This is a genomic window from Longimicrobiaceae bacterium (assembly GCA_035936415.1).
Taxonomy (GTDB): domain Bacteria; phylum Gemmatimonadota; class Gemmatimonadetes; order Longimicrobiales; family Longimicrobiaceae; genus JAFAYN01.
The window spans coordinates 1-7085 of record DASYWD010000124.1; the positions used below are offsets into that span (position 1 = coordinate 1).

The window sequence follows — 7085 nt, forward strand, 5'->3', positions numbered from 1 at the left end:
GACCGCGACGGCAAGGGCCGCCGCCCGCGCCGCAAGCGCAAGCCGCGGCCGGAGGCGATCGCCAACGCGCGCGGGGGAGAGGGCGAGGAGGGCAGCGAGGCCGGCGAGGAGTAAGCCCGCCGCGCGCCGGTTCGGAGATGGGGCCACCGCGGGCGACCGCACGTGGCCCCATTTTTTTTGGTCCGGCGGCGGGATGCCCTTTCCATCGACCGCCGGCCGCTTAAATTCGTCCCGCCGGAAGGCGGCCACGACACCAACTCAGGACGGATCAGGCAAATGGAAATTTCCGCGAAGGACGTCAAGGAGCTCCGCGACCGCACCGGGGCCGGGATGATGGAGTGCAAGAACGCGCTCACCGAGGCCAAGGGCGACAAGGAGGCGGCCATCGACATCCTCCGCGCCCGGGGCGCCGCCAAGGCCGCCAAGCGCGCGGAGCGCGAGGCCAAGGAGGGCGCGGTCGGCAGCTACATCCACATGGGCGGCAAGATCGGCGTGCTCGTGGAGGTGGGCTGCGAGACGGACTTCGTCGCCCGCAACGACGCCTTCCAGCAGCTGGTGCGCGACATCGCCATGCACGTCGCCGCGGCGAGCCCGGTGGCGCTCCGCCGCGAGGACTTCCCGGCGGACCTGGTGGAGCGCGAGCGCGGCGTGTACCGCGAGCAGATGCGCGAGTCCGGGAAGCCGGAGAACATCTGGGACAAGATCGTCGACGGGAAGATGGAGAAGTTCTACGCCGAGCAGGCGCTCCTGGAGCAGCCCTTCGTGAAGAACCCGGACATCACCGTGGGCCAGCTGGTGACGGAGGTCGCCTCCAAGACCGGCGAGAAGATCGAGGTGCGCCGGTTCACGCGCTACGCCCTCGGCGAGTGATGGCGGCCGGGGAGGCGGCTCCCGGCGCAGCCCAGCTGAAGTACCCGCGCGTCCTCCTCAAGATTTCCGGCGAGGCCCTCGCCGGAGAGCAGGGGTACGGGATCGCGCCGCGCGTGGTCGACACCATCACCGAAGAGGTCAAGCGGCTCCACGAGATGGGCGTCGCGCTGGGGCTGGTGATCGGGGGCGGGAACATCGTCCGCGGCACCACGGCCAGCCAGCAGGGGATGGACCGCGTCTCCGCCGACTACATGGGGATGCTGGCGACGGTGATCAACGCGCTTGCCCTCCAGGACATCCTGGAGCGCAAGGAGGTGGAGACGCGCGTGCTGACGGCCATCCGCATGGAGCAGCTCGCGGAGCCGTACATCCGCCGCCGCGCCATCCGGCACCTGGAGAAGGGGCGGGTGGTGATCTTCGCCGGGGGGACGGGGAACCCGTACTTTTCCACCGACACCGCGGCGGTGCTGCGCGGGATCGAGATGGAGGCCGACGTCATCATCAAGGCCACCAAGGTGGAGGGGGTCTACACGGCGGACCCGGTGAAGGACCCCGCCGCCGAGTTCCTCCCAGAGATCTCCTTCATGGACGCGCTCACCCGCGAGCTGGCGGTGATGGACGCAGCCGCGCTCTCGCTCTGCAAGGAGAACCGCATCCCGATCGTGGTGCTCAACCTGCAGACGCCCGGGGCCGTCGCCCGGGTGGTCCGCGGCGAGCGCGTCGGGACGCTGGTCCATCCCTGACCCTGGCCCCGCACACGGAGTCCTCATGCCAACCAGCCTGAACAACGCACGCGAAAGGATGGAGAAGGCCCTGGAGACGCTGCGCCGCGAGTTCGCGAGCGTGCGGACCGGGAAGGCCTCTCCCGCGCTCCTGGACTCGGTCCGCGTGGAGGCGTACGGATCCATGATGCCGATCAACCAGGTCGGCCAGGTGACCGCGCCGGAGCCGCGGATGCTCACCGTCCAGCCCTACGACAAGGGGCTGATCAAGGCCGTCGAGCGGGCGCTGCGCGAGTCCGACCTGGGGCTGAACCCGTCCAACGACGGCAACCTGATCCGCATCCCCATCCCCCCGCTCACCGAGGAGCGCCGGCGGGAGTACGCGAAGCTCCTCCACAAGTACGCGGAGGAGGGGCGCGTGTCGGTCCGCCAGGCGCGGCAGCACGCCAACGACGACATCAAGAAGCGCCAGAAGGACGGCGAGATGTCGGAGGACGAGGCGCGGCGCGCGCAGGACCAGGTGCAGAAGCTCACCGACGAGTACGTCCACAAGGTGGACGACCTGCTGAAGAAGAAGGAAGCCGAGGTGATGGAGGTCTGACCACCGGGGCGGACCGGCCGGCACAGGGGAGCTCCCGCGTGGAGGGGCTCCCCGCTTTCGTTCCAGGCGCCGGCGCTTTTTGACAAACCACACCGGTACCGTAACTTTCGCGCATGCCCTCCGACCTCCTGCAGCAGATCCGCCTTCACGGCCACGTCCCGCGCCACGTCGCCATCATCATGGACGGCAACGGGCGCTGGGCGCGCGAGCGCGGGCGCCCGCGCGAGTTCGGGCACCGGGCGGGGATGGCGGCCGTGCGCGAGGCGGTGGAGGGCGCCACGGACGCCGGGGTGGAGGTGCTCACCCTCTTCGCCTTCTCGCAGGAGAACTGGCACCGCCCGCGGGGCGAGGTGTCCGCGCTGATGTCGCTCCTGCAGCTGTACGTCCGCAGGGAGCAGCGCGAGCTGCGGGAGAAGGGCGTCGAGGTGAGCGTCATCGGCGACCTGTCGCGCCTGGGGCCGCGCACCCGCCGCGCGCTGGAGGGGATCGTGGAGCACACGCGCGGGGGCACGCGGCTGCGCCTGAACCTGGCGGTGAGCTACGGCGCCCGGGGCGAGATCGTGCGCGCCGCGCGCACCCTGGCCGAGCGGGTGCGGGCGGGGACGCTGGCCCCGGAGGACATCGACGAGGCGCTCTTCGCCTCCGAGCTGTACACCGCCCGCGACCCCGACCCGGACCTGCTGATCCGCACCTCGGGGGAGCACCGGATCTCCAACTTCATGCTCTGGCAGCTCGCCTACACGGAGCTGCACGTCACCCCCGTGCTCTGGCCGGACTTCGGCCGGGAGCACCTCTTCCAGGCGATCCGCGACTTCCAGCGCCGGGAGCGGCGCTTCGGGCGCGTCGCCGCGACCTGAGGCAACGCCGGTGGTGCTTTCGGAGACCGCGAAGCGGGTGGCCGTGGCGGTGGTGGGGATCCCCATCGCGCTCGGCGCCGTGTACGCGGGCGGGTTCGTGCTGGGCGGCCTGGTGGCCGTGGCGGCGGTGCTCGCGGTGCTGGAGTTCTTCCGCATGTCGGAGCGGAAGGTGGCGCGGCCGCTCGCCTCCCTGGGCGCGGCCGGGGCGGGGGGGCTGGTCCTCCTGGCCGCCGCTTTCCCGGAGGCGGGGCCCGGCGGGGCCGGGTTCGCCTGGATCCTGGCGCTCTTCGTCATGGCCGTGGTGACGACCGCCATCTGGACGCGCGGCGTGGAGGGGGAGCCGCTCCTGTCCGTCTCCACCACCGTGTTCGGGGCGCTGTACACGGGGGGACTCCTCTCCTACGGCCTCTTCCTCCGCCACCTCCCGCCGGAGCCCGACCCCTGGCACGGCACCGCGCTGGTGTTCGCGCCGCTCCTCCTCACCTGGGCGAGCGACACCTTCGCCTACTTCGTGGGCCGCGCCTTCGGGCGGCGGAAGCTGATCCCGCGGGTGAGCCCGGGGAAGACGGTGGAGGGCGCGCTCGGCGCGCTGGTGGGGACGGTCCTGGTGGCGGTGGGGTACTCGCTCGTCCTCGTCCGCTTCCCGAGCTACCGGATGGGCCTGGCTGAGGCGGCGGTCTTCGGGGTGCTGATCTCCGTGGCGGCGCAGGTGGGCGACCTGGCGGAGTCGCTGCTGAAGCGCGACGCGGGGGTGAAGGACTCCGGCGTGCTCCTCCCGGGGCACGGCGGGGCGCTGGACCGCTTCGACTCCCTCCTCTTCACCCTCCCGCTCGCCTACCTCTTCTTCCGCTTCGTGGTCGGGGTCGGCTGATGCGGGCGCGGGGGGTGGCGGTCCTGGGCGCCACCGGGTCCATCGGGAAGAGCGCGCTGGCGGTGGTGCGGCAGCATCCGGAGCGGTTCCGCCCGGTGGTGCTGACGGCGCACCGCAACGCCGGGGCATTGGCGGCGCTCGTGGCGGAGCACCGTCCCGCCCTGGCGGTGGTCGCGGACCCTTCGGCGGCCTCCGGGGTCTATTCGGGCGGCCGGACGCGCTGGGCCGCCGGGCGGGAGGCGCTGCTGGATGCGGCGACCCACCCGGAGGTGGACGTGGTCGTGAACGCGCTCGTGGGGGCCGCGGGGCTGGAGCCCACGCTGGCCGCCCTCCGGGCCGGGAAGCGGGTCGCCCTGGCGAACAAGGAGTCGCTGGTGTGCGCCGGGCCGCTGGTGATGCGCGCCGCCGCGGAGGGGGGCGGGGAGCTGCTCCCCGTGGACAGCGAGCACAGCGCCATCTTCCAGTGCCTGCAGGGCGCAGAGTGGCGCGAGGTGGAGCGGCTGATCATCACCGCCTCGGGCGGCCCCTTCCGCGGGTGGGCGCCGGAGCGGCTGGCGGCGGTGACACCGGCCGACGCGCTCCGGCACCCCACCTGGGACATGGGCGCCAAGATCACCGTCGATTCCGCCACGCTGGCGAACAAGGCGCTGGAAGTGATCGAGGCCCACTTCCTCTTCGGGGTGCCGTACGAGCGGATCGAGGCGGTGGTGCACCCGCAGTCCATCATCCACTCCATGGTGGAGTTCGTGGACGGGTCGGTGCTGGCGCAGATGGGGTTCCCCACCATGGAGCTCCCTGTTCTCTACGCCCTCGCCTACCCGGAGCGCCTCCCGTACGCCTCCCGGCGCTTCGACCCGGTGGCGGCGGGAACGCTCACCTTCGAGCCGGTTCGCGACGGCTGCTTCCGGGCCTTCGCACTGGGCGTGGAGGCGGGGCGGGCCGGCGGCACGGCTCCGGCGGTGTTCAACGCCGCCAACGAGGTGGCCGTGGCGGAGTTCCTGGCCGGGGCGCTGTCGTTCCCCGGGATCGCGGACGCGATCGACCACGCCCTCGCCCGCTGGCGGGGCGGCGATGCGTCCACGCTGGACGACGTGCTCCGCGCCGACGCGTGGGCGCGCGAGGTGACCCAAACTTTCGTCCGAGGCTGAGCCCACGTGCTGTCGATCATCGCCTTCTTCGTCGTCATCTCCATCCTGATCTTCGTCCACGAGCTGGGCCACTTCCTGGCGGCCAAGTCGGTGGACGTGCAGGTGCCGCGCTTCTCGATCGGACTGGGGCCGCGGGTGGTCGGCTTCCGGCGCGGGGAGACGGAGTACGTCCTGTCCGCGATCCCGCTGGGCGGGTACGTGAAGATGGCGGGGATGGAGGACGACGAGGCCGCGGAGGCGCTGGAGGGCGGGACCGCCGCCCCGGACGAGGCCCCGGTGGACCCGGAGCGGACCTTCGACGCGAAGCCGCTCTGGGCGCGCGCCTGGATCATCTCCGCGGGGGTGATCTTCAACATGATCTTCGCCTTCCTGGTCTACACCGGGCTGGGGCTGGCCTACGGCGAGGCGAAGGTGGCGAGCACCCGGGTGGCGGTGGTGGGCGCGGACACCATGGCGGGGCCGGCGGCGACGCTCGCCCGCATCCCCGCCGGCGCCGAGGTGCAGGCGGTGGGACAGACGCGCGTGGAAGACTGGAGCGAGCTGCGGGAGGCGCTCGCCGCCGCGCCGGCCGGTCCGGTGACGCTGCGCCTGGCCGCCGCCCCCCCCGTGACGGTGGAGCTCCCTGCCGACGAGATGGAGCGGGCGCGTGCGCTCGCGCGGGTGCAGCCCTTCGCGGAGCCGGTGATCGGCGAGGTCGTGGAGGGGCGGCCGGCGGACCAGGCGGGGCTCCGGGCGGGCGACCGCGTGCTCGAAGCGGCCGGGGAGCCGGTGCAGACGTGGCAGGACCTGGAGTCGGCGATCCGGTCGAGCCCCGGGGAGCCGCTCCCGCTCGTCGTGCAGCGGGGTGACCAGCGTGTCGCTGTCACCGTCACTCCGGAGACGGAGCGCGAGCTGGACGCGGAGATGAAGCGTGTTCCCGTGGGGAAGATCGGCGTGGCGACGCCCCGCCCGGACGTGGTGCAGCGTACCCTGGGGCCCGCGGAGGCCGTATCCATGGGATGGCGGCAGACCTGGGCCGCCGCCGGGGCGATCGTGGAGGTGCTCGGCCGGCTGGTGACCGGGGCGGAGTCCATGCGCAGTCTGGGCGGCCCGCTCGCCATCGGGCAGATCTCCGGGGAGACGGCGCGGCTGGGGCTGCAGGCGTTCCTCAGCTTCCTGGCGATCTTCTCCATCAACCTGGCGATCTTCAACCTGCTTCCCATCCCCATCCTGGACGGGGGGCACCTGCTCTTCATCGGGATCGAGGCGGTGCGGGGCCGGCCCCTGTCGCTGGAGCAGCGCGTCCGGCTGTCGCACGTGGGGATGATCTTCGTGATCGGGCTGATGGTGTGGGCGATCACCAACGACATCCTGCGGGTAGTGTTCAACATCTGAGCCTACGGTTGCATGGAACTGGTCAGTGGTGTTAAATTCATGGGTTTCCGGACGCACGGACTCCCCTGAGCGTGTCCGGCCTGTCCCGCGACGGGCCCGTCGTGTCCCTGGCGAAGATCCCACCAGCAGCGAGATAAACGATGGATCGCACCCAGCTCGAACACATCGAGCGTCGGCTCCTCCGCGAGCGCGAGCGGATCCTTCGCTCTCTGGGCCGCTTCTCGGAGCAGTCCAAGCTGACCCGCGACTCGGCCGACAACGACCTCTCCAGCTACTCGTTCCACATGGCTGACCAGGGGACGGACGCCATGGAGAGGGAGAAGTCGTTCCTCTTCGCGAGCAAGGAAGGGCGGTACCTGTACCGCGTGGAAGAGGCGCTGCGCCGGCTGTACAACGACCCGGAGAACTTCGGGATCTGCCACGGCTGCAAGAAGGAGATCCCTTTCGAGCGCCTGGACGCGCTGCCGCACGCGCGGTATTGCCTGGACTGCAAGCTTCGCGAGGAAGAGGCGGCGGCGTAGGCCGCGTCTCGCCTGCTGGCCGGATCGAGGGCGGCTCACCTGTTTCGGGTGGGCCGCTTTTCGTTTGGCGATGCGGGCGGGGGCTTTGTCGCGCGGTGGTCGGAGGCGGGATGGTCTCCCT

General features: G+C 71.7%; 8 protein-coding genes. All 8 read left to right on the plus strand.

What is annotated here, in order from left to right:
- The first annotated feature begins 276 nt into the window (after positions 1-276).
- The 8 genes from tsf to VGR37_04715 all read left to right on the plus strand — a co-directional run bounded on the left by tsf (position 277) and on the right by VGR37_04715 (position 6964).
- A complete protein-coding gene (tsf, locus tag VGR37_04680; protein HEV2146692.1) occupies positions 277-870 on the plus strand; it encodes a translation elongation factor Ts in 594 nt (197 codons plus the stop codon).
- Complete coding sequence (pyrH, locus tag VGR37_04685; protein HEV2146693.1) at positions 870-1613, plus strand: UMP kinase; 744 nt, start codon at positions 870-872, stop codon at positions 1611-1613. Before tsf ends, pyrH begins: the two co-directional genes overlap by 1 nt.
- A gap of 25 nt (positions 1614-1638) precedes the next feature.
- A complete protein-coding gene (gene frr / locus VGR37_04690) occupies positions 1639-2193 on the plus strand; it encodes a ribosome recycling factor (protein HEV2146694.1) in 555 nt (184 codons plus the stop codon).
- Between the two features lie 113 nt (positions 2194-2306).
- Complete coding sequence (locus tag VGR37_04695) at positions 2307-3050, plus strand: isoprenyl transferase (GenBank protein HEV2146695.1); 744 nt, start codon at positions 2307-2309, stop codon at positions 3048-3050.
- Positions 3051-3063: 13 nt separating this feature from the next.
- On the plus strand, positions 3064-3921 hold the full coding sequence (locus VGR37_04700; GenBank protein HEV2146696.1) for a phosphatidate cytidylyltransferase: 858 nt from the start codon (positions 3064-3066) through the stop codon (positions 3919-3921).
- Positions 3921-5069, plus strand: a complete 1149-nt coding sequence (locus tag VGR37_04705; GenBank protein ID HEV2146697.1) for a 1-deoxy-D-xylulose-5-phosphate reductoisomerase — start codon at positions 3921-3923, stop codon at positions 5067-5069. Before VGR37_04700 ends, VGR37_04705 begins: the two co-directional genes overlap by 1 nt.
- Positions 5070-5075: 6 nt before the next feature.
- The gene (gene rseP, locus VGR37_04710) at positions 5076-6443 is read left to right on the plus strand and encodes an RIP metalloprotease RseP (GenBank protein HEV2146698.1); all 1368 of its coding nucleotides are present in this window, start codon (positions 5076-5078) and stop codon (positions 6441-6443) included.
- Positions 6444-6583: 140 nt separating this feature from the next.
- Positions 6584-6964 carry a TraR/DksA C4-type zinc finger protein gene (locus VGR37_04715; protein ID HEV2146699.1) on the plus strand — a complete coding sequence of 127 codons (381 nt, stop codon included), beginning with the start codon at positions 6584-6586 and terminating at the stop codon, positions 6962-6964.
- Positions 6965-7085 lie beyond the last annotated feature (121 nt).

What these genes read in the sequence shown, in the direction of transcription:
- tsf (HEV2146692.1), top strand. Translation starts at nt 277, where the DNA reads ATGGAAATTTCCGCGAAGGACGTCAAGGAGCTCCGCGACCGCACCGGG.
- pyrH (HEV2146693.1), top strand. Translation starts at nt 870, where the DNA reads ATGGCGGCCGGGGAGGCGGCTCCCGGCGCAGCCCAGCTGAAGTACCCG.
- frr (HEV2146694.1), top strand. Translation starts at nt 1,639, where the DNA reads ATGCCAACCAGCCTGAACAACGCACGCGAAAGGATGGAGAAGGCCCTG.
- VGR37_04695 (HEV2146695.1), top strand. Translation starts at nt 2,307, where the DNA reads ATGCCCTCCGACCTCCTGCAGCAGATCCGCCTTCACGGCCACGTCCCG.
- VGR37_04705 (HEV2146697.1), top strand. Translation starts at nt 3,921, where the DNA reads ATGCGGGCGCGGGGGGTGGCGGTCCTGGGCGCCACCGGGTCCATCGGG.
- VGR37_04715 (HEV2146699.1), top strand. Translation starts at nt 6,584, where the DNA reads ATGGATCGCACCCAGCTCGAACACATCGAGCGTCGGCTCCTCCGCGAG.